The sequence below is a fragment of the Candidatus Latescibacterota bacterium genome (assembly GCA_019038625.1).
In the GTDB taxonomy this organism is placed as follows: domain Bacteria; phylum Krumholzibacteriota; class Krumholzibacteriia; order Krumholzibacteriales; family Krumholzibacteriaceae; genus JAGLYV01.
Genome location: JAHOYU010000077.1, coordinates 33,701 through 59,404, shown reverse-complemented (window position 1 = coordinate 59,404; position 25,704 = coordinate 33,701). Strand labels below are relative to the sequence as shown.

At 51.1% G+C, this 25,704-nt stretch carries 27 protein-coding genes; all 27 read left to right on the top strand.

The features are described 5' to 3' along the window. The first annotated feature begins 75 nt into the window (after positions 1 to 75). The 27 genes from KOO63_05665 (at position 76) to KOO63_05535 (ending at position 25,700) form a co-directional block, all read left to right on the top strand. Entirely contained in the window at positions 76 to 471 is a 396-nt protein-coding gene (locus KOO63_05665) for a hypothetical protein (GenBank protein ID MBU8921288.1), read from the top strand. Further along, a complete protein-coding gene (locus tag KOO63_05660; GenBank protein MBU8921287.1) occupies positions 471 to 731 on the top strand; it encodes a hypothetical protein in 261 nt (86 codons plus the stop codon). Before KOO63_05665 ends, KOO63_05660 begins: the two co-directional genes overlap by 1 nt. Next, positions 724 to 1,143, top strand: coding sequence for a hypothetical protein (locus KOO63_05655; protein ID MBU8921286.1), 420 nt, complete (start codon positions 724 to 726; stop codon positions 1,141 to 1,143). The genes KOO63_05660 and KOO63_05655 overlap by 8 nt, the downstream gene beginning before the upstream one ends. A gap of 65 nt (positions 1,144 to 1,208) precedes the next feature. After that, a complete protein-coding gene (locus KOO63_05650) occupies positions 1,209 to 1,424 on the top strand; it encodes a hypothetical protein (protein ID MBU8921285.1) in 216 nt (71 codons plus the stop codon). Positions 1,425 to 1,473: 49 nt separating this feature from the next. Continuing rightward, positions 1,474 to 4,029: a hypothetical protein gene (locus KOO63_05645; GenBank protein ID MBU8921284.1), complete on the top strand. Its 2,556-nt coding sequence runs from the start codon at positions 1,474 to 1,476 to the stop codon at positions 4,027 to 4,029. A 581-nt stretch (positions 4,030 to 4,610) separates the two neighbouring features. Next, positions 4,611 to 4,769 (top strand): hypothetical protein, encoded by a 159-nt coding sequence (locus KOO63_05640; protein MBU8921283.1) that lies wholly within the window; start codon positions 4,611 to 4,613, stop codon positions 4,767 to 4,769. Positions 4,770 to 5,102: 333 nt separating this feature from the next. Further along, positions 5,103 to 5,315: a DUF4031 domain-containing protein gene (locus KOO63_05635; GenBank protein ID MBU8921282.1), complete on the top strand. Its 213-nt coding sequence runs from the start codon at positions 5,103 to 5,105 to the stop codon at positions 5,313 to 5,315. A 4-nt stretch (positions 5,316 to 5,319) separates the two neighbouring features. Further along, a complete protein-coding gene (locus KOO63_05630; GenBank protein ID MBU8921281.1) occupies positions 5,320 to 5,637 on the top strand; it encodes a hypothetical protein in 318 nt (105 codons plus the stop codon). A 67-nt stretch (positions 5,638 to 5,704) separates the two neighbouring features. Then, on the top strand, positions 5,705 to 5,992 hold the full coding sequence (locus tag KOO63_05625; protein ID MBU8921280.1) for a hypothetical protein: 288 nt from the start codon (positions 5,705 to 5,707) through the stop codon (positions 5,990 to 5,992). Positions 5,993 to 5,996: 4 nt separating this feature from the next. Next, positions 5,997 to 6,305: a hypothetical protein gene (locus KOO63_05620; protein MBU8921279.1), complete on the top strand. Its 309-nt coding sequence runs from the start codon at positions 5,997 to 5,999 to the stop codon at positions 6,303 to 6,305. A gap of 1 nt (position 6,306) precedes the next feature. After that, positions 6,307 to 8,328 (top strand): hypothetical protein, encoded by a 2,022-nt coding sequence (locus tag KOO63_05615; protein MBU8921278.1) that lies wholly within the window; start codon positions 6,307 to 6,309, stop codon positions 8,326 to 8,328. Then, positions 8,297 to 8,596 carry a hypothetical protein gene (locus tag KOO63_05610; protein MBU8921277.1) on the top strand — a complete coding sequence of 100 codons (300 nt, stop codon included), beginning with the start codon at positions 8,297 to 8,299 and terminating at the stop codon, positions 8,594 to 8,596. The genes KOO63_05615 and KOO63_05610 overlap by 32 nt, the downstream gene beginning before the upstream one ends. Before the next feature lie 317 nt (positions 8,597 to 8,913). After that, positions 8,914 to 9,351 carry a hypothetical protein gene (locus KOO63_05605; protein ID MBU8921276.1) on the top strand — a complete coding sequence of 146 codons (438 nt, stop codon included), beginning with the start codon at positions 8,914 to 8,916 and terminating at the stop codon, positions 9,349 to 9,351. A gap of 25 nt (positions 9,352 to 9,376) precedes the next feature. Beyond that, positions 9,377 to 10,189 carry a hypothetical protein gene (locus KOO63_05600; protein MBU8921275.1) on the top strand — a complete coding sequence of 271 codons (813 nt, stop codon included), beginning with the start codon at positions 9,377 to 9,379 and terminating at the stop codon, positions 10,187 to 10,189. Positions 10,190 to 10,218: 29 nt separating this feature from the next. Then, entirely contained in the window at positions 10,219 to 11,232 is a 1,014-nt protein-coding gene (locus KOO63_05595) for a hypothetical protein (GenBank protein ID MBU8921274.1), read from the top strand. Between the two features lie 24 nt (positions 11,233 to 11,256). Then, positions 11,257 to 11,853 (top strand): hypothetical protein, encoded by a 597-nt coding sequence (locus tag KOO63_05590; protein MBU8921273.1) that lies wholly within the window; start codon positions 11,257 to 11,259, stop codon positions 11,851 to 11,853. Positions 11,854 to 11,910: 57 nt separating this feature from the next. Beyond that, complete coding sequence (locus KOO63_05585; GenBank protein ID MBU8921272.1) at positions 11,911 to 12,840, top strand: hypothetical protein; 930 nt, start codon at positions 11,911 to 11,913, stop codon at positions 12,838 to 12,840. A 165-nt stretch (positions 12,841 to 13,005) separates the two neighbouring features. Then, positions 13,006 to 14,220 carry a hypothetical protein gene (locus KOO63_05580; protein ID MBU8921271.1) on the top strand — a complete coding sequence of 405 codons (1,215 nt, stop codon included), beginning with the start codon at positions 13,006 to 13,008 and terminating at the stop codon, positions 14,218 to 14,220. A gap of 43 nt (positions 14,221 to 14,263) precedes the next feature. Further along, a complete protein-coding gene (locus KOO63_05575) occupies positions 14,264 to 15,169 on the top strand; it encodes a hypothetical protein (protein ID MBU8921270.1) in 906 nt (301 codons plus the stop codon). Positions 15,170 to 15,279: 110 nt separating this feature from the next. Beyond that, positions 15,280 to 16,527: a hypothetical protein gene (locus KOO63_05570; GenBank protein ID MBU8921269.1), complete on the top strand. Its 1,248-nt coding sequence runs from the start codon at positions 15,280 to 15,282 to the stop codon at positions 16,525 to 16,527. Between the two features lie 165 nt (positions 16,528 to 16,692). Continuing rightward, complete coding sequence (locus tag KOO63_05565) at positions 16,693 to 18,177, top strand: hypothetical protein (protein MBU8921268.1); 1,485 nt, start codon at positions 16,693 to 16,695, stop codon at positions 18,175 to 18,177. Positions 18,178 to 18,368: 191 nt separating this feature from the next. Further along, positions 18,369 to 19,346, top strand: coding sequence for a hypothetical protein (locus KOO63_05560; GenBank protein ID MBU8921267.1), 978 nt, complete (start codon positions 18,369 to 18,371; stop codon positions 19,344 to 19,346). Positions 19,347 to 19,387: 41 nt separating this feature from the next. Continuing rightward, positions 19,388 to 20,395, top strand: coding sequence for a hypothetical protein (locus tag KOO63_05555; GenBank protein MBU8921266.1), 1,008 nt, complete (start codon positions 19,388 to 19,390; stop codon positions 20,393 to 20,395). 11 nt (positions 20,396 to 20,406) lie between these two features. Continuing rightward, positions 20,407 to 22,248, top strand: a complete 1,842-nt coding sequence (locus KOO63_05550) for a hypothetical protein (protein ID MBU8921265.1) — start codon at positions 20,407 to 20,409, stop codon at positions 22,246 to 22,248. Next, positions 22,248 to 24,506 carry a hypothetical protein gene (locus KOO63_05545; GenBank protein MBU8921264.1) on the top strand — a complete coding sequence of 753 codons (2,259 nt, stop codon included), beginning with the start codon at positions 22,248 to 22,250 and terminating at the stop codon, positions 24,504 to 24,506. The genes KOO63_05550 and KOO63_05545 overlap by 1 nt, the downstream gene beginning before the upstream one ends. A 23-nt stretch (positions 24,507 to 24,529) precedes the next feature. Further along, entirely contained in the window at positions 24,530 to 25,012 is a 483-nt protein-coding gene (locus KOO63_05540) for a GNAT family N-acetyltransferase (GenBank protein ID MBU8921263.1), read from the top strand. A gap of 1 nt (position 25,013) precedes the next feature. Next, complete coding sequence (locus KOO63_05535; protein MBU8921262.1) at positions 25,014 to 25,700, top strand: hypothetical protein; 687 nt, start codon at positions 25,014 to 25,016, stop codon at positions 25,698 to 25,700. The last annotated feature ends 4 nt before the right edge of the window (positions 25,701 to 25,704 follow it).

The following is a 25,704-nucleotide window of genomic DNA, read 5'->3' as shown; positions in this document are numbered from 1 at the left end:
TGTATTTTTTCCGTTGGTAGACCTGATACAGACATGGCCCGCTGGTTGCGAATTATGGCCGGGAGGCAAACCCTGATGAGTGAAGAAAAGAGGTCAGATCAAGGCTGGAGGGAGATTTTCTGGAAGGCGATGGGTGCTAAACCGAATGAAGATGGCGACTGGATGCAGCCGTGGGGTGGAGCGGTTTTCTGCGTTAGCCGCAAGAGGGATGGAGAGCCGCGTGAATTTATGTACCCAAATGCCGATCTTGCTTTTCTTTTCGACGTGCTGAAGATATTGGCGGTCAAGAGCGGCAACCATGTTCAGGTAAGCATCTCCGAATATGGGCATTGCATCTGGACATCGAAACCGCACGAGAAGGAGGTTAGCATCAAGCGGAAGGACCAACTCGCACTTGATGCTAACCTCAGCGCGGCTGTCTTTGAAGCCGTCTGCAAGCTGGCCAATGTCAAGATACCGGAGGAAGACTAATGAGTGATAAAATAGATGGAGGGCCAGCGTTCCCAAGTAATCATCCTATGTGCGCTCTCGACAAAGACGGTAATCGTAGCCTTGTACCAGAGGGTATGTCTCTCCGCGATTGGTTTGCGGGACAGGCTCTGGCTGGGGTTATGGATTCGCTGTATAAAGATGCAAAGAAAGCCGGTGTAGCAATTAGGCCAGGAAATGCCGCAGAAGCGAGTTACAGACTTGCCGATGCGATGCTTGCAGAGAGGAAGAAAAATGTCTGATAAAGGGTCAGAGATATTCAAGCCAGAGGACATCAAGGATGACAACTGGACTAAAGATAGTTTCGTGGAAATCACTCGTGGCGACTGCTTAAAGGGAGATGTTGTTGGTAAAAATGAGCGAATTCGGTTTACTAATGGTCTAAATATTCCCCTTCCAGTGTCGGAGATGCTGTTGATCCCAATAGACAAGGGCGTTAGTAAGTCCTATGTCGATATGGTTTATGCGCTGGCCCTTGAAATTTTGGCTAAGAGGTGGATGGCTACGAGAGAGGCTATACGAATTGGCGGGGATGGTGATGCAATATTTTCCGACATGCTCAACACGCGCAAGCGAAGCGAATTAATGGTGTGCTATGCAATAGAGGAATTTTTAAGCCCTGGAAAGCATCCCAATATCAACTCATTGCTGTAGTCCATCTTTGCGCTTTGCGGATTCATCAAATCACTACGGGAGTAGTTTATGAAATGGAGAAGCCGATGAGTAAGGGCGAGAGCGAAATATTCAAGAGCATGGAGATTATGGCCTCACGGGGTACGTTCTCCTGCCAGCGCCAGGGGGTGCTGTTCATCTGCAAGTTCAGCGGTATGTGGGGCGTTCCACCCCGGCAACAGCAGTTGGTTAAGAGTGGTACGGAAGCAGCCGATACGTTCTTTGCGCTGATGGAGCAACTAACCCAGACTGCGAAGGTGTGACATGAAAGATTTCGGAATGTTAACCATTAAGGTGGAAGGATGAGCTAAAATGAGTGAGGCCACAGCACATGCCCAATCTACAGGCAGATCGCACCACGATGGCGCGGCAAAGGCGGAGTTGAACGAGAAAGAGTTGACCTTGAAGATAATGAGCTTCAAGGATGACCCTTACGGCTTTGTCATGTGGGCGCTTCCCTGGGGCAGATCGGGCACTATTCTCGAAAAAGAGACAGGGCCGGATATCTGGCAGACCAAGTTTCTTGGACTGCTGCGTGAAGAACTGCTCAAGCGCAAAGATGGGAACATAACACGCGCTATCCAGATGGCCGTCAGCAGCGGCCACGGGGCAGGAAAAGCGCATCCAACTGATATGAAGCTGGACACGCCAACCGGTGTACGGCGCTGGGGAGATTTGAAGCCCGGAGATACCGTCTTTGGTAGGGACGGAAAGCCTACAAGAATTGCACAAATTCACCCACAGGGCATCAAGCCAATATATCGAGTGATATTTGACGATGAAAGCAGCACCTTAACGTGCGCCGAGCACTTATGGCTTGTGAAAGAGCGCAGAAAAGATTGGGAAACAAAGAGCACTGCTGAGATCGCCGAAACTGGGCCGCGGCGGAAAAACGGGCAGGGGCGCGCACGAAGATTCCAAATACCGCGTCATGGTGCGGTAGAATATCCATATCAGTGGGTCAATGTTGATCCGTATACACTGGGCGCATGGCTGGGGGATGGTTGCCGAAATACAAGCCGTATTACAAATATGGACGCTGAGGTGTTTGAGCGCATCGCTTCGGCGCGCTATAGGCTCACCGAGGGGCAAAGCAAGCGAGAGACGAAGGCAAAGGTATTTAATGTGGGACATTTGCGACCAGCGTTGGAGCGACTCGGCGTTGACAAGTGTGGTGCGCGAGAAAAACATGTGCCCGATATTTATAAGTATAATCTCCGTGAGGTGCGCGAAGAGGTGCTACGTGGCCTGATGGACACCGATGGATATGTTTCTGATACTGGATGTGCTCAATATTGCTCTGTATCTAAGTTGCTCATCGAAGACGTGATATGGCTAACTCGTTCCATCGGCGGGAAGGCAAGACTGCATAGTAAGACGCATAACGGAGCCTACTTGTGTTCCTTGACGTTTCCAGACGGATTTACTCCGTGCTACATTAAGCGCAAGGCAGAGAGAATAAGGCCGACATCACAGAAGCGATATCTGGAAAGGTTTATTGATCGCGTGGAGCTTGCCGGTGAAGCAGAATGCATGTGTATAACTGTTGAGGCTGAGGATCAATTATATCTGGCAAATGATTTCATCGTCACACACAACACGGCCCTTGTAGCCTGGATTATCCTCTGGTTCATGTCCACGCGGACACCGATCAAGGCCGTTGTGACCGCCAATACCAAGATGCAGTTGACCGACAAGACATGGATGGAGCTATCGAAGTGGCACCAGATGGTTATCAACCAGCATTGGTTTGAATGGACTGCCACCAAGTTCCGCGCAATCGAACACCCTACCACGCACTTTATGACCGCCGCACCCTGGAGCAAGCAGAATACAGAGGCGTTTGCCGGTACACACGAAGAAAACGTGCTGATGATCTTCGATGAGGCGAGTGCTATCGATGACAAGATATGGGAGGTGGCCAGCGGTGCCATGACCACAACCGGCTCTATCTGGATATGTTTCGGCAACCCGACAAGAAACGTGGGCCGCTTTAGAGCCTGCTGGACGAAGTTCCGCAAGCGTTGGGTGACTTTCAAGGTGGACAGCAGGACGGCGAAAAAGGCCGAGAAACAGCTTATCCAGGAGTGGATAGACGATTACGGAGAAGACAGCGATTTTGTGAGGGTCAGGGTGAAGGGTGAGTTTCCGCGCGCAAGTTCAATGCAGTTTATTGCCCTTGATTGGGTGGAAGAGGCCCGTAAGCGGAAGCTTGATTACGATCTCTACAAGGATTCGCCTATTGTGATAGGCGTTGATGTAGCCCGTTTCGGTGACGACAGGACTGTTATTGTTATAAGGCAGGGACTTAGAATACTGGAGATACGCGAGTATCGAGAGCTTGATAACATGACAATTGTTAGCTTGGTGCAGGACGCTGAAGACGAATACGGTGCCGATGCCGTGTTTATCGATGAGACAGGGCCGGGGACAGGTGTCATTGATCGTGGCAGGCAGCTTAAGTGCCGCTGGTTCTCCGTTGTGGCGGGTAGCCGGTCAAGCAAGAAGAAATACTTCAATAAGCGGGCCGAGATGTGGGGAAACATGCGCGAATGGCTGAAGACCGCAGACCTGAGTGGCCTGGAGCAGCGCGAGTACGATTACCTTGAAACAGACCTGACATCTATCGAGTATGGCTTTAGCGTTGCGGATAAGATACAGTTGGAGCGCAAGGAGCATATGAAGGCGCGTGAACTTGACAGCCCGGACTTTGGAGATGCGCTGGCCCAGACCTTTGCTTTCAGGATAAAGCCGGTTGAATACCAGAGGCGCGAGAACAAAACTTACAAGGATAGCCTGCAACACAGGCGACATGCGGCACTCCACCGTCAACGCGACAAGGGCAAAAGCCCTATAAGTGGGTACTGATTATGAGCAATAACTATATGGGTAGCTTTCGGGAGATGTGCGACAAGCAAGCCTTTGAGATTGGACTTGCTGAAATGCGTTTTGCGAAATGGCAGCGAGAACATCCGTGGAGATGGAAATACATTCAGGTAAAGGGTTTGATCTGCGGTTACGTTCATCCGGAACACTAAGGGGGTTCTGATGTTTCCAGCATTTCAGAGCACGATAACGGTGAGCCGTGAGTATGTTGACGATTTAGGGCCGATGAGATTCCCGTGGGTAAACGTAGGATGGGCGACTCTGGGCAATTGGCCCGACTTAAGATATGCAATAGCTCCTGTTGTTCCGCTATTCTGGTTATGGTATCGTGTAGGGTGGTGGAATCATATTTTTAGAACCAGCGTAGCGTGGCGCTGGTTTAAGTGCTACAAAGATCGGCGCGGAGCATGGAAGCCCTATGGATTTAAGCCAGCCGATGAGTGCATTCCAGAGGGGGCGTGCCCATATTGGCGTGACTTGGCTACCTACCTATGGCGGAGAACAAAGAGAGTTGTCATCAGAACCGAATAGTGGTCATGGGCATTGATAAAGAGGGTAACAAGATGAGCATTGAATACCAGACTTCCTTTCCAATCATAGGCGTATGCGATTGCGGGCAACCGGCGCGGTTATCAAATGAACTTGTCAGGAAATTCTGCTTGGCCTGCACGATGGAGATAATCAAGAATGCAGAGAAAGAGGATTGTGTGGGAAAAGGCTAAAAGCAAAACGCCCCACCTTTTGAGTGGAGCGCTTGCCGGATCGAGACCCTGTGTCAGCCGCTTGCGAACGGGCTTTGCATCCGTTGAGTTTAATAATACAGCATTCTATTGGCTTTGTCAAGCGGGGAAGAGGAAGAGCGGAGTTCCCGAAAGTGGCGCAGGACATTGAGAAGGCGCGAGAGGCGCAGGAGAAAGGCAAATGCTTGAAACATATACTACAGGACAAGTTGCTAAACTCATAGGTTGCCCGATGTCAACCATGCAATGCTATCTCAAATGGGTAAAGGTCAAACCGAGTGAGCATGTCGGACAGAGGCGTGGCGATAGACACAAATTGAGTTCGGCCTTAAGATAGGTCTGCGTCAGACTTGGCTCCAAAACACGGGTAAAAACAGCGTTCATTTTGATGCCATGAACAGCAAGATTGACGCGGCGATCAACATGGGAGCGAGACAGGTTGACCATAAGGATATGCGTGATATATATTTGAAGAAGAAGCAGCAGTTGGCGGAAGCACAACGCAGTATCCAGAAGAAGAAGGAGTAGCGCGATGTTTACGATCAAGATCGAGTTGTATCAAGAAGTGGAGAACACAGCAGAAGCTGGTAGTAATCCACCGGCTCAGAAACTGGTGGAGACTAAAATGCGAGAAGCAACTTGTGTGAATCACCAGAATATACAAAACTACGTTAGGGCCAGTACCCCAGAAGAAGCGGGGGCTACAACCTTTTGTGGTGATGTTAAGGTAAAGCCGAGTTTCGCGCTTAGACTTGATCTGGATAGCATGAAGTCGTTTATCATCGAACCACCGGCAACAGTCTACGTGATGAACGAACAGGGAAAGACCGTTGACAAGATAACCGTCTAATGCTTGCAGCCGCCAACTGCTGTTTAAGTTCAAAGACTGGCTTGAAATCGTGAAGGAGAGTTAGACGATGGCCTGGAAGAAGATTAAACCAGAAGCGTTTAGATTACCAAATTCGCAGCATACAATAAAGCCATTCGCCAGTTACGCAAGTGGGGATTTTAAGATACATCTTGCAGGTGATAGTGTGGCGGTGGTGTTTTATAAGACGACTCTCAAAAAGAATAGCCCCAATGTTGGTACGGTAGAAATGTGCGGTAGCCTACCCGGTATACTTTTAGATAAGATACTAAGAGACGGTGACTTAACCGTACCAGCCAACGAGATCGCACAAAAGCTGCTAACTCAGAAAGGCTGAAAAGATGCCGAAATACGATGATGGATGGCCCAAGGGCAGTTACAATGAAATAGTAGGAATAAGCGGGCAAGGCTTACAAAGGGCAGGTCGGCCCATAGAACTTAAAATAGATGCTGCTAAAATACGTTGGACAAAAACGCTTGATATTCCAACTCAAATCTTTGATGCGATTATGTTGCGCCTGGATGGCTGCAACAATCGTGGTTTACGCATACATGAGGATCACATACACCGGTCATTCGCAGATGCCATTGCCGCGCTTAAGGAACGTGAGCGTTTAATCATGGTTGAATGGAAGAAAAAGGGGCGGTGAAATGCCGAAATACGTGACGAAGAACAGAAAGTACTATGCTTCACGGGGTCTGAAGGACGCTACGGGCAACAACGCCAAGGGCACTGACCCGAAGCAGCTTGTGAAGTGGAGCAAGATGGCGAATATCGTACCCGCGCTGAAAGACGAGGTTGTACGCCGGATTGGCGTGAAGGTCACTCAGGAGTATAAGTACGATAAGGACGCGCGCAAAGATTGGGAACGGACTATGGCGATGGCCATCAAGTTCGTTAAGATGAATGTGGAGGAAAAGGACACGCCATTCGCAGGAGCATGTTCTGTTATAATGCCTTTGCTGGCCCAATCGTGTGTCCAGTTCAGTTCCAGGGCGACAGGAGCGATATTCAGCAATAGAATAGTAAAGGGCAAGGTAATCGGCCAAGACCCGGACGGCCAGAAGGCCAGTAGCGCACAGCGCGTTGCCGACTTTGTGAACTACCAGCTTACAGAGGAAATGCCTGAATGGATGCCTGAGACTGACGCTGCCCTGTTCGGCCTGCCAGTATTCGGCTGCGCCTTCAAGAAAACATACCGCTACGTGGAAGAGAAGCGCAATTACAGTGAGTATGTATCTGCGATGGACTTAGTGATCCACCCCGAAGTTACCGACCTGAAGACCGCCAAACGCGCTACCCATTACCTTGAGTTGACCCGGAATACTGTTAAGGAGCGCATTAATAGCGGTGCATGGTCAGATATCTTGGAGAAGATAGGCGAGGGTGATCAGGAGGCGAAGCAGACCTCACAGGGAGAAGATGAAGGTAATTATATCTTTCTGGAGCAGCATAGATGGTGGGACTTGGACGGTGATGGCTATGCAGAGCCTTACATAGTGACCGTTCACAAGGAAACAGATACTGTTGCGAGGATAAAGGCCAGATACAAGGAAGACGATATCTGGCTGACACCCGACGGGAAAGAGATCGCAAAGATAGAAGCGCGTGAGATGTTTACCCGCATCCTGTTTATGCCCGCAATCGATAAGTCGGTTTACGGCTTCGGATTCGGCCAGTTGCTTTCCCACCCCAATGATGCCATTAACGCGATAATCAGAGAGATAATTGATTCCGGCATCTGGTATAATACCAACGCTGGCCTGTATACCTCTGATCTGCTGATGGCATCCAACGAGTCCGGCAACCTTGAGTTTGAGCCGAACGAGTTCAAGGAAGCATCGGATGTAGACGATCTGCGCAAGAAGTTTATGATGCTGCCCGCGCGTGAGCCGAGCATGACCCTGTTCCATACACTTGGGCTGCTGATGGAAGCCTATCAGCGTCTGGGTATGAGCGTAGATGTGTTGGGCGGTCAAGCCTCCGGCTCAAATCAACCGGCCACTACTACGCTTGCCCTGATAGAACAGGGGCTTAAGCTGCATACTGCGGTTATGGGCCGTGTCCACCGTGGCATTGGCGAGGAACTCAAAAAGATTTACCGTCTGGACATGGAGCATCTTGGCCGGGCGGAATATTACAACGTAATGGATGTAAACGAGCAGCAGGAAGTCTTTGCCAGAGACTTTAACTCAGAGAGTGTTGATATAACGCTTTCCGCGCTGCCCGAAGATGTGATGCACATCCAGAAGATGCTCAAGGCCGACAAGCTTATGGAGATGAGGCAAACGGTAGTCCCGCCGGTAGCCCAAGCTATTTTCGAGTATTGGCTTGATGCGATGCAGATAGAGGACAAGGAAAGATTCAAGATACCAGAGGATTACAAGCCGCCGCCAGACCCGAAAGTGCTGGAGATACTCGCGGAAAAGGAAGCCGCTGGCGCTGAGTTCAAGCTTAAGATGGAAGAGTTGAAGCTTAAAGAAGGCGAGTTGAAGCTTAAGAAACAGGAGCTTGATCAGAAGCATGAGATAGCGCTGAAGGAAATAGATATCAAGAAGATGGAAGCCGCCGCGAGGATAAAACAGGCCAACAAACCTGACAAACCGGCTGATAAGCAGCCGACCAAGAAGGGGAAGGCAGATGGCAAGAATAAGAAATCTACCGGTAAATGATGATGTATTTCAGCAATGGTTCAATCATCCTGTTACCCAACATTTCAGGAGAGCGCTTAGTGCCGCGCTGGAAGATGAGCGCAGGAGATTGAGTCAGAATAAGGTCATTGACATGGACAGGCCCGATCTGACCCATGGGAAAGTAGCGGACTCGAATGGCTACTGCAGGGCCGTGGAACAGGCGCTGGCAGTAAAGCCTGAACGAGTGGCAAAGAAGAAAAAGGCGGGCGCAACGCGGACACCGGCTACGGACAAGCCTCTATATTGACAAATAGCGGCTAAAGGCGCATACTAAGGTATATGAGATGGCTGATGACGCGAAAATAGAAAAATATCTAACTCTGATGAGAAAGGTATTATACGATGTAAAGGCGAAGCGAACCACCGGACTGATCAACTTTGGTTTCCACCTGAATGAAGGTGGGATAACCAGAGGAACAGTAGCCAGTGGGCCAGACAATCTTGATAAATAACATGCCTCTATGAATACCCGGCAACGCCGGTTTTATCCATAAGCCCGAACTTACCACCGTGAAAGTGGTAGGCGCGGGCTTTTTTATTAACTAACCCACAAGGGGTTTGAAGATGGGTGCAACGGAGAAGAATATTATAGCTGATGGATTTGTTGGAGATTACCCCCCTGCCGCCCTTGGGCCGCGCATAAAGACGGCCCAGAAGCCCGTAAGCCAGTACAAGGGGCCAGCCGGTACAAGGGTGCTGATCGAACCCGTTGATTTTAAGACTTTTCTGTATAAGTCAATGGGTATGGACAGGTCAAAGAGTCTGATCGAGATTCCCGATACCGTCAAAGACGCACACCAGCAGGCTTGCGAGAAAGGCATTATCAGGGAAATAGGAGCCTGTGCCTGGGCCGACCAGCCGGGCGGCACTCCGTGGGCGGAGATTGGAGATTTGGTTGATTTCGTGCGCCATTCAGGAGTTGAAGTACAGCTTGACGAAAAGTGCAAATGGCGCGTGGTAAACGATGTAGATATTTACTACAATCATGGGAAGCAGTTCTAACTAACCTAAGAGGGGTTACAAGACGATGAGTCCAGTTGATTTCGATAATCTAACGGCAGAACAAACAGAGGTCGTTGAGAAACTCGCCTCGGATGCAGGGTGGGTTCCTGAAGACCAATGGAAAGGCGATGCCGGAAAGCACAAACCTGCGGCTGAATACATGCGGGATAGTAAAAAGGTGATCAACAACCAGAAGGTCGCCAACAGGTCGCTTGAAGGCCAGTTGTCGAAGCTTAACAAGAAGTTCGACAGTATGGAGCTTCGCCACCAGCAGGAGACTATGGCCGAGATAACCGCGCTCAAGGACAGGCTGAAAGAGCAGCAGCGCACAGCGGTTGAAGACGGTGATACCGACAAGTACGATCAGATAAGCAAGGAACTTGACGGCCTGGAAGAGAAGCACCGTGAAGTAGCAAAGACGGCAGAGGGCAGTGGTGGCACGGAAAGCCCTGTCTTTCTGGGCTGGCATGAGAATAACAAGGATTGGTATGAGACAAACCCGGAGATGACAGCCGAAGCGGATAGATTTCACCAAAGCCTCAATGACGATCTTTCATTGGCCGAGAAGCTTGCCTTCGTGGATACGCACATGAGAGGCGCGTATCCCGATTACTACAAGTCCAAGGGCGGTGGGAACGAGCAAGAACAAATTTCTGATGCCGAGGCCGGAGGTGGCGGTGGTGTTGGAGGTGGCGGTGGGAAACTTACTTACGCAAATCTTCCGCCTGCTGGTAAATCCGCCTGCGATAGTTTTGTAGCGGCCAAGATGGGTACGCAGGCCGATTACCTGAAGTCGATGCAGCAGCAGGAAGAAGAGTATTCTGACGTTGGTTACTAAAACGAATTCCTTTATGGAGTGACAATACAATGACGAGTATCAGAGAAGGTGCGACCAAAAGTGTCGTTAAAAAAGTGTACCCAAAAGGGTACGATGAGAAGCAGGGCGTGTTTTACAGGCCGGATGGCAAGCCTTACACCAAACAGTCTGCAACCGGGACACGCAGGAAGATGTTGAAAGCAAATGATGGGATTGATACTGTAGCCGTCCAGGTTGGTGACGGGCTATGGGCGCTGAAAATTCTGGGCGATGACGGCCCTGGCGCGCAAGCCGATGACACTTCCGGGCAGCCTGAGAGCAATCCCAATCCTGCTACCGGACATGCCGAACAAGAGCAATTGCCTGCCGATAACGGCGGGGAACAAAAGCAATCACCTACCAACAACGGCGGGGAACAGCCACCTCAGACCATGCGACAGTCGGCTGCCTTATCGTCAGAAGACGATGAATTGGCAACGGCTGAAGCAGAACTTGGACGGGTAGAGAAGCGCCTTGCGGTAGAGCGTAGGCTTGCCGCAGCGCGTGATGAGCTTGCCAGGTTACAGGAAGGTGGCGATCAATCAACGGAACGTCAGCATGTGCGCAGGGAAGGGCTTCCCGGCAACAGGCCGGTAAGAAAAAGCCTTACTACTCGCGGTGTACTGACGTTTCCACAACGCCCCGGCTATCGGAGGCGGTGTGTTAGTGATATTGCGGGCGGGGAACGAATCAAGAGCTTCATCGAAGATGGCTGGAACTTGGTTGCCGATGGTTCAAAAGTCGAATCAGACGGAGATGCGAGTTCGGCTTCGCAAATGGGTAGCGCCGTTAGTCGTCATGTAGGTACTGATGAGGGTGGTGCTTCCACGCGCGGTTATCTGGTGGAGATTCCTGAAGCAATGTTCCTTGAACGCAAGGCGCAGAAACAGGAAGAGATTAACAGGCTGGAGCAGATGCTGGCCACTCCCCCGGAAGGTCTGGGGGCTGCGGTTAATCTCCCTGGTGCGCCAGGAACACCCGCTGGCCTGAGTGTAGGCAAACAAGAGGCCGAGGCTTACCGTTAATGTTTGTAACGGGAGTTTCTTACAATGGCTAACGTAGACAGGGTTCGCGGTTTCGAGCCTGTCGGTTTTCTCAGTGGAGCATCCTACAACGGTGAGTCCAGGCGGTGCTATGTGCCGTCCGGGCAGGACAAGGCACTGGCAGTTGGCGATATTGTCAAACTGCTTGCCAATGGGGCCAGCAAGAATGTCCCCAATGTCACCGATTCGGATGCTGGTGATTGCCCTTGCGGGGTTATCACCAGTATTGAACGATGGGAAGACGGCATTCTCGATCCAACGTATCTGCCTGCTTCGACAGGCGCATACGTGCTTGTTTGCATGGACCCGAATTTGGTTATGCGGGTTCAGTCAAGCGGAACAGTAGAAGATGGAGATGTGGGGGCCAATGCGGATTTGGTAGCGGCTGGAGTCGATACCGATTCCGGCGCATCTGGCATGGAAATCGACCAGAGTACGGTCAATACCACCAACACCCTGATTTTCTTCATCTTGGAAGTAGAGGACAGGGCCGACAATGAACTCGGTGCAAACGCCGATCTTCTTGTCGGATTTAACATCCACCAGTACGGTCATGGTGCGGACACTACCGGGTCAACCGGTTCGACAGGAGTGCATGCCTGATAGCGACAGTATGCTATTAGCGTTTGCTTTTAACGAAACCAAAACGAGGTTACCAACATGGCAGCAGGCGTAATAACTCGCGGAGGGTTCGGTAAATTCCTGTGGCCGGGAATGAACTCCACTTATGCAGCGGAGTACAAGAAATACCCGGAGGAATACACCGAACTCTTTTCCTACAACTCCTCGGATAAGGCTTACGAGGAAGATGTCGGCCTGACATCTCTCGGACTCGCTCCGATCAAGCCTGAGAACAAGGGCATTACCTACGACTCAATGAGTCAGGGTTTTGTCCAGCGGTACGCGCACATTGCATACGCCCTCGGATTTATTGTCTCCTGGGAGATGTGGCGTGACAGCCAGTACCGCATCACCAACCAGATGCTGCGCAAACCGCGTGCTCTGGCCTACAGTCTTCGCCAGACGAAAGAGCATGTGGCCGCAAATGTCTTCAACCGTGGCTTCAACTCTGCGTACACCGGCGCTGACGGCCTGGAAATGTTCTCGTCTGTTCACCCGAACCAAGGTGGTTACGGCGGGACATACCGGAACGAACTCGAAACCCCATCCGATCTCAGCGAAAAGGCATTGGAACAGGCAGATATCGACATTGCTGGCTGGACTAATGACCGTGGGCTGAAGATCAAGGTTATGCCGCGCAAGCTGGCCATCCCGCGCCAATTGAAGTACGAGGCGGAGAGGATTCTTAAATCTCCGCTGCGTGTTGGTACGGCCAATAACGACATTAACGCTCTGCGTAACCTGGGCACGTTCCCCGAAGGGTACACTATCAACCATTACTTCACCGATGCCGATGCGTGGTTTATCATCACCGACTGCCCGGACGGTCTGAAGTATTTTGATCGTGACCCTGACAAGTTCGAGCAAGACGACGATTTCGATACCAAAAACGCCAAGTTCAGCGGATATTTCCGTTGCTCTTTTGGCTGGACGGACGCAAAAGGCGTTTTTGGCTCTGAAGGGGGATGAGCCTACCCAATAAGGACTTACGCGGTTTAGCCGTCCGATAACGGGCGATAAATATTTTGCTACGGGTACGGTGGTCGGTCATTGACCGGCTGCCGTACCATTAGCTTTCAATCACGAACTACGGGTTATCCCGAAGGGGCGCTACGAGCGTCCGTAGGAGAAATAATGTATAGTTCAAATTACCCAGAAGGCTTTAGTGACGGCGTGTCGATTCTGAACATGCCCATTCAGCCTCTTGTCGGCCCGGTAGAGAAAGTTCTATGGGTTGACGTTAACGCTGCTAAGGGCGGTGACGGGACATACGTTAGACCGTATGCTACTGTAGCTGCGGCCATCGCTGCGGCCAAGACCGGCGATACGATAATGATTGCAGCCGGGCATACCGAGAATCTTACGGTAGTGGCAACGCTGGCGACTGAATGTGTCGTAGGGATCACAAGTGATCAAAACGATTCTGGCGACACCTTTACCATCACCGGTACGAATGGCAGGGGCCAACCTGTTAGCGAGGCGCGAGTTGGCCCCGCGTCCTCTGGCACCGTCTATACCACCCAAAAATTCAAGACCGTTACATCGGTCTATGTTGGCAGCGCGACTTCTGGCAATATTACTATCGGGACGGTCGCTGATCCTGACGGCATCTGCACTACTGCCGCCACTCCGAGCACACTTTACATACCGATGAACGGTGCGTATGTCACTGCGGTAGGTTTTAACGTGAGTACCGCAGGGTTGACCATCAAAGGTATGGGTGAAAACCAGAGGATACCGACATTTACCACCACCGCACAACTTAGCGCGGTGATGATTACAGCCGCGAATACGACACTTCAGAACTTGAAGTTCGTGTCCAACATCACTGATTGCGCAAACGCGATTGATCTTTCCGCCGCCGCAGACGGTACTGTTATCCGTAACTGTGTGTTCAGAGATTCAAGTGCGGCCCTGGACTTTTTGCAACACATTGATATCGCCACAACTGTTACCGATCTCATTATTGAGGGCTGTGATTTTACTACCGCTGCCGGTGGGATGACAGAATCTGTTGATTTCGCCGGGACGAGTTCTTACTGCATTATCCGTAATAACTTCTGGCATGTTGACTGTTCGGCTGGTGTCATTGACCACTTGGCTGACGATCCGCTCGATATTGCGATTTACGGTAATCGAATAATTAATATCGACACTGGGGCCGGCCTGGTACTTGGCCTTGATTCTTCCGGTGACGGAACGGGATTGGTCTACGATAACTACTGCTTGTCGCCCAAAACTGATGCCGAACCTATTGCCGTTACGGCTGATTACTATACGTCCGAGAACTATGCCTCCAACACTATCAATGTCAGTGGTGTGTTAGAGCCTGGCGCTGATACTATCTAACTTATCGCAGTTTAGGCTACTAAGCCTAAGGGAGATGTGAAAAATGAGTAGTTTCCCAAGTGTAATAAGCGGGGATGCTGCGGTAAAAGAGCTTCCCATGAATCAAATACCCGGCTCTGGGAATAAGGTGATCTGGGTTGATGCGAATAGCGGTACTACCCGAAGGGGTACGAAAGACAACCCCTATGCTACAATCGACATTGCTATCGGCAAGGCTACGGCTGGTGATACGATTCTGATTGCGGCTGGCCATACCGAGAACCTGTCTACTGCGGCTATCTTTGCCGTTGATGTTGCCAATTTGACCATCAGGGGTCTTGGCCAGGGCAACAGGGTTCCCACATTTACATCGACTGCCACCGCTGGCGCGGTGATGATTACCGTGGCTAATACGGTGCTTGAGAACCTGAAGTTCGCGTCTGGTATTGCGGACTGCGTGCAGGCAATTGATCTTGCTGCCGCTGCTGATGGAACGGTTATCCGTAACTGTGTGTTCAGGGATACGGCGGCTTTGGACTTTAAGAAGCATGTCGATATCGCTACCACTATCGCCAATGTGATTATCGAGGGCTGTGACTTTATTACTGGCGCTGGTGCGATGACCAGTTCGATCTTTTTTACCGGAACCAGCGACACCTGCATTATCAGAAACAACAAGTGGCATGTTGATTGCTCGGCATCGGTCATCGATCATCTTACAGGCAACTCGACCAATATTCGGATACACAACAACCGCATCGTAAATATCGATTTGGATGCCGGTCTGGTACTGGGCATCAAGTCGGATAGCTCTGCAACTGGAGCGATTTACGACAACTACTTACAATGTCCTTTGAACACCGCTGCACCACTTGCGGCCACGAATGATTTTTTCGTGTGTCAGAACTTCGCCTCTCATGTGATCAATCTTAGCGGTGTGCTTAATCCTGCTGCTGGCGCAGTTCCTTGATCGTAATTTATTCTCTGTGGCCGGGGGCTTTTATAGCCCCGGCTTTTCTAAACTCGTGTGGAGAAAACACAATGATTAAGGATATTTCTGTAAAATGAGGAGAACATGCAATGCGTCAGAAGAAGATTACACTTGCCCTGTCCTCGCTGGATGCAAACGGAGTTTGCGCGGATCAGACAACCGGTGCTGCCGCAGATTTGCTGCTTAACGGTGCCCTGGTAGTCACTGACGTTAAAGCAAACTTCGGCGTAGCGGCTGCTATCCGCATTACCTGCGCGGCAGACGAGTCGGCACGCACGTTTGTTGTCTACGGCGAGGGGAGTAACGGCAGTCCAATTCAAGAATCAATGACCGGCCCCGCAGCTACTACCGGCGATACAACCCAGACGTTCAAGAGCGTTACCCGTGTTTCAATCGATGGCGCAGCCTCTGGTGAAGTGGAAGTCGGACAGGTTGCCAATGATGACGGTGCCTGTGAGGCGCAGACTCCGGCTAATGCACGTAACCTGGCTATCGATGGTGCTGCGGCCAAGGTTGCCAATATGTACGGGGTGGGCGATCTTGGTGTTGCCCAGATAGTTGCGATTGCAAACGCTGGTGATGATTCGGGCGATACGTTCACGGTCTATGGCCGTGATGCCAATGATGTCGAGATCAGCGAGGCCATTACGGGTGGGAACGATGCAACTGTTACAGGTTCACTGCTGTTCAAGACGGTAAACCGCGTTGCTGTTGATGGCGCTACCCATGCTTCAGGGTTTACAGTCGGTACCGTGGATAAACTCGATGGCATAGCGATATCCCAGGTGATGTCCGGTGCCGGTGACGTTGTGTTCAACGGAGAACTCTGCGAGTTGACCGCAAGACATATCACTATCGAGGGTACGGGTGATAACAGTGGTATAACGTTGACCATTGAAGGCACTGACCGGCGCGGTAACGCGCTCTCAGAGGCTGTCACAGGCTCAAACGCGGGCACGGCCACCTCTGCCAAGAACTTCAGGACGATAACCAGCATACGGGCCTCTGGTGCGGTTACTGATAATGTGGAGATTGGCAGCGCGGATTCAATGGACGGCCCGCCCATACCGCTGGAACGTTTCGACAGCGGGATAACCTTTGCCATCGAGCATTCTTCGGATGGTGATCTTACCCACAACTTCGTATCTACCCTTGACCGGCTTATAGACGGTGAGCGTAACGAGGATACTGCACGCTGGTTTGAGACTGATGGCCCGCAGGTTGCCAGTGAGCGGGGTAGTTCCGTTGGTGCGGTGGCAGCGGTCAGGGCAGAGATTACAAACTTCGTGGCCGGTAGCGTGGATATGATAATCCTACCGCCTATCAGTGATTATTAACGGGACCGGGTTGGTCCGGCGGCCAACAGTCTATGTTATAATCATTTAGCTGTTATGCAAATTATTGCCATTTTCAATTGATATCCACGTATCTCTATGGCGCTTATTGTGTTGCGGTGATTTAATAAATTTTGGGTTGGACCGCATGGGTCCGGGGTTGGTCCAGTGGCCGCTGAACTGCTACAGAATGGGGATTTTGCATCTTCTACCGGCTGGACTCTCGGAGATCAGTGGGGGATTGCCGGTGGAAAGCTTACACGTACATCTTCCGGCGTGGGCGAGGATAGTGCCGAACAGCTTGAAGCTGATCTGACCGATGATCTGCTTATAGGTACAACCTACGTCTTGGTGATTACCATCGACAGCATTACCGGTGGCACCGTAAGGCCGTGGTTAGGCAATGTCCAAGGGCCAAAACTGAGCGAAGTTGGCACGTACACCATTTATTTTACGCCGACAGACGTGACTGATGGCCTAAGATTCCAATCTGATGGCCCCAGGTCTATAGATACGCCATTGGCAGTAGAGCATATTTCTAACGGAGACTTTTCGGGAGGTGATACTGGTTGGACGCTGGAAAGCCAATGGGCTATTGCCGGTGGAAAGCTTACGAGAACACCCGGAACAGGTGATGAAATACTTGGCTCAGAGCTTCTTGTTGGCGGCGACATTACCTTCACTGGTGGTGCTGGCAATTGGGTGCCGACTACCGGTTACTTCTCCACTGCTACCGGCGTTTTGTGGATCAAGGAAACGACAAGTGCTGGCGGCTGGGGCATAGCAGACACTGATTTTAGTGCGGTACTCAAGGACAATACTACCTACAGAGCGACAATCGAAGTATCCAATCTTTCTGGCACCATGCCAATGCGCATGGATATTGTGGGCGCGGCCACCTACGGGCCATCGTTTTCCAACGTGTCGGCAAATGGCACCTATTCTACTGCCATATCGGCTGTCACGGTTGTCGGAGAAGGGCCAGTCCTGCGTATCCGTAAGGATACCACGGCTGGCATTACCCAATCATGCTATCTGGACAATGCGTCACTCAAAGAGGTGACTGGCTACAGTCCCACTGGCCCAGACACGGCCTCTCAAGTTGCTGGCGATCTGGCAGTAGCTTTTGTGGAAGGCAAGACCTACCGGCTATACTTTACGGTCGATAGCATTAGCGGGGGAACGGTTACGCCCTCTCTGGCTGGGACTTCTGGAACTGCCGTGAGCGCAGCCGGTGACCATGAGCAGGATATAGTGGCCGGTGCTTCTGGCGGAGTGATTTTTAGCGGCTCTACAAGTCTGACGATTCAGATGGACGATATAAGCGTGTTGGAGTTGGTTTCAGGGCTTACGATCCAGATGGATGATGCGAGTTTGAAGTTAAGTGGCGTGGATGCTGGTGAAGGGCAAGGATCGATAGACTACGACTATAAGGTAACATGCGAAATCTGCGGGTTTCATTTTCACTACTACGAAGTTCGTAAGAACTGGAAGAACCAGTGGGTGTGCAAGCCGCCAGCCGGTAACTGTTACGAGGCACGACACGCGCAGGACTTTGTACGGGCTAAGGTTGATGATGCCGTTGATATAATCGCAAGGCCGGAATACGATTGGGAGTTTATCGATGAAAGCCCTACCCAGGACGATCTGTGATAAGGGCACAACTATTTGCAGTGAGGCGAAAAGCAAATGAAGGACGCTCAAGGCATGAGATCAAAGGGTAAGAAGAAGCCCGCTAAAAAGGATAGCAATCAGAAACGCCGTATGACTATCCGCGAAGCTTCTGTGGCTAATCCTCAGTCTATGAATTCCGGGCTGAACAGGGAGCGCGGAGGTTACTGATTATGGCAACGTCGGGCGTAGTGACAATCACACAGACTGCGGATGGCTTGATTCGCGGAGCGGCACGCCTGTTGCATTTATACCAGACGGGCGAAGGAATACCGCCTGAGAAGTTTAACGATGCCCTTAGTGCGCTTAATGAGATGATGCGCGAGTGGCAGACGCAGGGCGTTGGGATATGGACGAAAGAAGATATTGCGCTTTTTCCGCAGAAAGATAGCCAGTATTATGCTTTGGGGCCAAGTGGCGACAACGCTACTTTCACTCCGTATGGCACTGAACTTGCCGCAGATGCAGCGGCAGCCGCCGGTACTATTACTGTCGATGATGACGATGATATAACCAATGGTGACTATATCGGCGTGGAACTCGATACAGGGTTTATGCAGTACACGACTGTCGATGGCGTACCATCTGCAAACGTTGTTACGCTAACCGATGTGCTTACAGGCGCTGCCAGTGAGAACAACACGGTTGTGAACTACACTACCAAGATCGTGCGTCCGATAGATATTGACCGCGATAATGTTCGGTATCGGAACAATAGTGGAGACGAACAACCTATTCTGCTGTGGCCCAGGCAGCGCTTCTTCGCAATCAATCAACGTAGCCAAGCGTCTGCTGCCCCGTCTGTTGGCTTCTTCCAGCCCAGGCTGACCAATAGCAGGCTTTATATCTGGCCACCGCTCAGTGACGTTGACGGGCGTATCATGTTCAGCGCACTCATGCCCATAGAAACGTTTGTTAATCGCAGCGATACTCCTGATCTGCCTGATGAGTGGATGTCCTGTATCCGCTGGAATCTCGCTAAGGAATGGGGCGCGGAGAACAGGAACGCAGTGCCCTCAGCGGTTTATGCCTGGGTTATTTCAGAAGCTGAAAAGAAGCTTAAGATGCTGAACAACTTTGATAGCGGCCATCGTAGTATGGTTCTGCGCCGCAAGAGCAGGGACAGGTACTATGATAACTACAATCGTTAAAGGAATTATTAACTCAAATCCCCATTATCGAGGGTAGAAATATGACTGTATATGAATTAGTCAGGGCCAGCTTCCAGCAGTTGGGAGTTTATGATGCCGAACAACCGCCTCCGGCCAATAAGGTCAATGATGGGATTGAGACTCTTAATAATATGTTGGATAGCTGGTCTGCCGACCGGCTGGCAATGAATGATTTTGATGAGTTCTATTTCCCTCTCGTTGTAGGCCGCAGGGTCTATACAATCGGGGAGAGCGATGTTGCCAGCGGTGATGCTGACGGCATAGGCACTGAGGCCGCCGCTGCTGAGAGTATTACAATAGATGGTGCCCTGGCTGCTGATAGCGTTGCTACAATGGATATTGCCAGACAGGTTATTTTGGTTTCAGATGGCGATGAGAGCGGGAACACCTTCATCATTACCGGCACAAATGAGAAGGGCAAGGGTCAGGTAGATCACGTAACGGGTGCAAATGCTGGTAACGCCTACAGCGATCTCCTGTTCAAAACCGTTACGAGTATAACCATGACCGCCATTGCGGATGCCGTGACGGCAGGTAGCGCAACAGTGCTTAATATGCAACGACCTAACAGGATCATGTGGGCGAACATTAAAACAAGTAGCGCAGAAGACCCTCTTGGCATAATTGCCAGAACAAGAATGAGAGAGCTTACTGGCCTTGCGTCCACTGCCGCCCCGGAGAATATGTATTATAACCGTGGGATAAACAGCGGATCACTTTGGTTTGACAATATCCCCGATGCCACGGATTTGATAAAACTTGATTTGTGGCAGCCGTTCAGAACTTACCTGGTTAGTGAGCGCTCTACAGACATCCTATTGCCTAAAGAATTTCTCCGTGCGCTAAAGTATAATCTTGCGATTGAACTTGCCCCGGAATACGGCGCTCCCGTTCCAGAGTGGCTTGCGAGTAGGGCTTCGGAGAGTCGGGCGTTCTTAAGAGCGCTTAATAGCAGCAGCGTGGCAAGCGATTCACAGGCTTCTCCAAAGGCAGTTGTTAACGAGCAGGTTGCTGACAACACCAACTAAAGACTATCTATATGACGCAGAGAAAAGAAATCCCTCTCGTTGGCGGAAGCCGCGAGGGTATAAGCGTATACGCCGACCCACAGCGCACGGTCAATATGTTTCTTGAGCGTGATCGTGGGCGGGGTCGTGATGCGCTTATTAATACTCCCGGCCTTGTGGAAAAACTCGATCTTACAGAAACCGACCTACAGTCTGACCAGATTACAAGTGGTGATTTTTCTGCCGATTCCGATTGGACAAAAGGTTCTGGTCAATGGACTATCTCAAGTGATAAGCTCAGAAGGGCGGCAGGCGGTAGTGCGGATAATACCGAACAAACTGTTGCCCAAATGGTTGGTGCGACCGCGCCAGAAGAAGATGAAACTCATCGTCTGACATTCACCGTAGTTACTATCAGCGGCGGGGTTCTTGTCCCATCTGTTGCGGGTACGGATGGCGATCCTGTGGTGAGTCCCGGTACGTATACGATGGACATAGTGGCCGGTGCTTCTGGTGGTGTTAAGTTTACTGCAACTGCAAGTTTAGCCCTCGTAATGGGCGATGTGAGCCTTACCCAGGTTATCAATCTAAACTATAGTATGCGCGGTATGCACATAATGGGCGATTACCTGTATGTTGTGCATGGGCCGTTGCTGAAGAGAATAGACAGCGACTTCACGGTGACCACCATTAATGCCAATACTCCTATGGCCACGAAGGCCGGGCTTGTTGATATGTCTTCCATCTGGAACTTAGTGGGGGGGAGGCAGTTATTCATCTGTGACGGGACTATCGCGGGATACGTGTATGATGATTCAAGCGGTTCGTTTACGCGCCTTGATGAAAGCGACTATAGCTTCTTGGGTGGCCTGAGTGGCACCGCGCAGGACGGTTTTTTTATATCCGGCAGGCCGAATAGCCCCGACTTTTTCCATAGTGCGGTAAACAACGGCCTCATCTGGAATGCTCTCGATGTGGCCAGGGCAGAGGTCAAGCCGACTGATACGCTACGCATATTGAGCCACAAGCGCAACCTGTGGGTGTGGAAGAAGAAAAGCACGGAAGTATTTTATAATAGCGGAGATGCTGAACTTGTGTTCAAGCGCCGTTCTGGCGGTAATCTCGAAATAGGACTTGGTGCGAAGTGGTCTGTGTCTGCCCTTCAAGAAAGACTTACGTGGCTTGGCCATAACAAGCATGTCTATTCCGCCATAGGGATGAGCGCAGTTGATATATCTACGCCCCAGACGGTTGCGAGAATGGAAGCGTTGAGTAAGGTGGATGATGCAGTGTCGTTCTCCTACGGCCAAGGCGGCCACGAATTCTACGTGATAAGCTTCCCGACAGACGATGTTACATTCAGCTATGATTTCACCGAAGAGGAATGGCATGAGCGTAAAAGCTGGAAGGACAACATAGACGGGTACGGCAGGCATCGCGGAAACACTTATGCCCTGTTCGAGAATTATCATCTCGTAGGCGATTACCGGAATAACAAGATTTACTACCTTGACCCGGATGTTTATACCGAGGATGGCAATACTGTCATCAGGCAAAGGACAGTGCCTAATGTGATTAATGACAGGTACAGGATAATCGTCAAAGAGGTAGAACTTGAGATGGAGCCTGGTACTGGTGCGGTAAGTGGCCAGGGTAGTTCTCCAGAGGCAATGGTGGAGCTATCATATAACGGTGGTAAAAGCTGGAACCCTCCACGGATAACCGATATTGGCGCTCTTGGCGAATATGAGGCAAGGGCACGTTGGTTCCAACTTGGCAGTGCGCGAACAATCGGGTTAAGGTTTACTATATCCGACCCAATCAAAACTGTAATGGTGGCCGGATTTATTGGCTATGAAGGCGGGTATCACTGATGGCCAACCAGTTCATAGAGCCACCGATTGAAACGCCCTTCTTCGAGGATGAAGAAAAGACCATTATGTCCGTGGCGTGGCAGGAGTGGTTTGGGGCCATAGTAAGAGAGTTATCTGATACCACTGAAGCGGTTGAAACCGCAACCGGTATTGATAGTGATCTGTCGCTCAATAGCCTTGAGGTTAAGAATGATATTACTACCTCTGATCTGGGCGACATCAAGTCTGGCAAGGATGTGATCGCGGAACGGGACGTTCTGGCGGGCCGTAATATTGAAGCCGATGGTGATGCGAGTATTGACGGTGATATTTCAGGTGCCGCGATAACCGGTGATTCGCTTGATGTTACTGGCGAGGTGGAGAGCGCGACCCTGAATGTCACTGGCGATGCGGATGTAGGAGGAGACCTTGATGTGACCGGCGACGTTGCTGGAGCTACGGCGACGATAGCTGGGGCCATAACTGGCGCGTCTCTTGATGTAACAGGGGAAATGGAGAGCGCAACCGCCAATATTACCGGCAATGCTGACGTTGGTGGTGATCTTGATGTAGTAGGAGACGTAGGCGGTGCCACGGCGACAATTGCGGGCAATGCTACCGTGGGCGGTACGCTTGTAACGAGCGATGATCTGACGGTCAAGGGTGCCGAGGATACGGACGGGATTATCTACCTGAGTGCCGACGAAGGTGACGATAACGCCGACAAGTGGCGCTTGGTGGCCAGCAAGACGGCTGCCGGGTTCACTCTTGAGTCGTATGCTACAGGGGCGTGGGTGGTCGTGATGACCGTGGATGCTGCTAAGAAAGTGACATTCCACGAGAACGTGCAATTGGGGGACGATGCCGATTCCACTGGATTCTTTGGGAGCGAGGGTGATCTATTCTCAAATGATGGCGGTTGTTACTGGGGTAACGGGATGTACGCGATTGCCAATAAGTATGGACCCTCTCTCCTGATGCGGGAGTATGCCAAGACGAAAACCTTATGGTATGATATAGCCGCTACTTTCACTGCCGCTACATTCACGTTTCTTAAAGCCGGAGAAACATTTGTAACTGACGGTGTGGTAGTAGGAGATGTGCTTAGAATAACGGATGCAAGCGATGCTTCTTATATTGGGGCAACCGGAGAGATTATCGCAGTAGAAGAGACTACGATTACTATCTCTTTAGACTCGACCGGAGCGGCTTCTCCAGATGACCTGACTGGCGTGGACTTCGTGGTAATTAACCATCCTCTTATGTTCGTGCTTGATAATGGGGATGTGCATTTTCATATTGGTGTAAATGCCGGGGCTTCATTCAAGGTGCATTGTGATGAAGCCAATAACGATCACGCACTTCACTATCTCATAACCGCCGGGAAGGACAATCATCGCGCCGTTTTTCTGGAAGTGGACGCGGATATTTACTCTGGAATATGTGGGAATAGCGTAAACTTCGATGCTACAGCCTTTGATGATGCTGCCAAGGTAGGACACGCTAACTGCGTCCTGGTAGATAACGCGGGAGCCACGGCAGGTGATGTTCATGGCCTTAGCGTGAGTGTAACAGACACGGCCAACACCGATATGAACGTAGCTGCCGTTGGCTCTAACGGCAATGTTGATGTTATTCACCAGCATCTTGGGACGCTGGCTTCCATAACCGCCGCGTTTTCTTATGATACGGATACTTACACGGATCGGACTACTGCTTTCGGGGATTCTGGAACAAACGTCCAGCTCTTCCCAAGTGACGACGACTATATCTACATAGCGGCGGCAGCGAAGTGGGACGAGATAAATGCGATCCTTGTCACGCCAGCAAGCCATACCATTATCCCGACATTTGAGTATGTCAAGGATGCTGGAACTTGGCACGCTTTCACTCCAGACGATAGCACATCAGGCTTCCAGAACTCTGGAGCTATCACCTTTGATAAAGACAACCTGACCGACTGGGGAGTGCGGACGGTCAACGAAGTTACGGGCGCGGGTGACAATGTAGTGGACTACTACTGGATACGCATCAGGCGAACGCGCGGCACCTTGCCTACACCCCCGACCGAAAGCACAATCAAAGTAACGACCCTTGGCACCGAATTCTCGTGGGATAAAGCGGGCAAGGTTCGGACAGACATCATCTGTGTCACCGATGGCGTAACCGAGCCGGATACAATAAGTGGAGTCATACAAATATACGGCAATAGCGCCGATGGCAATCTAAAAGTAAAATTCGGCGATGGATTTGTAGGCACCATAGCCGTTGATTCATAAAGACAATCGTTGTGGATACTTAAATGAACTACCGGATTATAAATATCGTCAGCGATGGGATGGTTGAGCCGTATCTGACGCAACTGATTGGTCTTGGTGCGGCGTTCTACAATGAGACTACGCTGAAGGATAAGGGGCTTGATGCCAATGCGTTCAGCCTGCTTGAGACTATAAAGCTTTTGATTAACAATGACTTTGGCATCCTGATACTCGCCATTGGTGATAATAATGAGGTGGTGGGTACGATTGCCGGTACTATCAGTCCGTGGCTGCTGTGCAGAGAGCAGTCGGTTTGCCAGGAAGCTTGGTGGTATGTTGCGAAAGATCATCGAGGTAGCGGCGTTGAACACTGGCTATTGGAACAGTTTGAGTCTACGGCAAAGGCCGCAGGAGCGCAATTCTGTATTATGGGAACGCATGACAACCCCAGAGAGCGGGTCTTATTGCGCTACTATGCCCGAAATGGTTATACTTCATTAGAGCATCTACTTATCAAGAAGGTGTGAGATGGCCGTAGCTACAAGTACGTTAATAGCAGCGGGTGTAAGTGCGGCTGCGGCTACTGGATCAGCCGCGATTCAGGCAAAGTCTGCTTCTAAGGCGCAGGCAACTATCCGTGACGCTGCGGCACAGTCAAGGGCAGACCTACAGCCGTGGCGTGCTGCCGGTGAGGATGCGCTTAAACTCTATGATGAAAAAATACAGGCTGGCCCCGGCGAGTTTACCGAAAGCCCAGGCTACCAGTTTAGAATGGAAGAGGGCGAAAAGGCCGCAAGACGCGCGGCCTCGGCCAAAGGTGAACTTGGTAGCGGGAAGTTCGGGAAAGAGCTTGTGCGCTACGGCCAAGATTATGCCACCGATGAGCGTGATCGTTTTCTTGCCCGGTATTACCAAAGCCTTGAGCCTCTGAGGCAGATGGCCGGTGTCGGTCAGGCTTCGGCTGCCGGTCAGGTGGCGGCTGGTTCTGCTGCTGCTGGTCAGATTGCATCCGCTGAGATGGCCAAGGGTGAGGCTTACGCAGGGGCAGGTATCAACGTAGCCAACGTTGCCCGCTCTACGGCAAGAGACGTGACCCTGCGCGATTTGGCGAAAGAGGATACGGGCGTGGCCGGTGTGGCGGATGCGGCCACGCCAGCCGGAAGCCAGTTTAACCGGAATACTGTTGATCCGGTGAACCAGAAAGTATATGGATAAGGGG